We start from the raw sequence: 501 nt of genomic DNA, 5'->3' as shown, positions 1-501 counted from the left end.
GTTCTCAGTTCGGTTGAATTTACGCAACGTTTTACCTTGGGCACATTCGATAAAATTTTACTGGACGCCGCTCATGATGCCGAAGCCATTTACCGCTTGATTGATCAACAGAACCAAGAACCTATCATCGATCTTAACAAGCGCGGCAAGAAGAATATAGAGATGGGCGGAGATATTCGCATCTCTCCCGAAGGTGTTCCCATCTGCCCCAACGGCAAGAAAATGAGACCCAATGGATACGACAAGTCCCAGAACCGTCAAAAATGGAGATGTTCCCCATCCTGTGGATGTTCGACTGCCAAATACGGACGAACGTTCCATACGCATAGCAAGGTCAATCTTCGATTGTTTCCCAAGACCTCACGGGAAACCGACCAATGGAAAACGATAAATAAACGCCGGACTTCCGTAGAACGCTCCAATAAGCGGGAGAAGATCGACTACGCTCTCGAAGCCGGAAGCCATCGTTCCACGATGATGTGGTACATCCGAATATACGGC

1 protein-coding gene is annotated in these 501 nt (G+C 48.1%); it reads left to right on the top strand.

Annotation, left to right across the window (positions count from 1 at the left end; all coding sequences use genetic code 11):
- Window positions 1-36: 36 nt before the first annotated feature.
- A partial coding sequence (locus MXD58_RS31855) for a hypothetical protein (RefSeq protein WP_250610076.1) occupies window positions 37-501 on the top strand: 465 nt, incomplete at its 3' end.

The organism is Frankia sp. AgKG'84/4, assembly GCF_023242965.2.
GTDB lineage: Bacteria > Actinomycetota > Actinomycetes > Frankiales > Frankiaceae > Frankia.
This window is presented reverse-complemented; position numbering and strand designations above follow the sequence as displayed.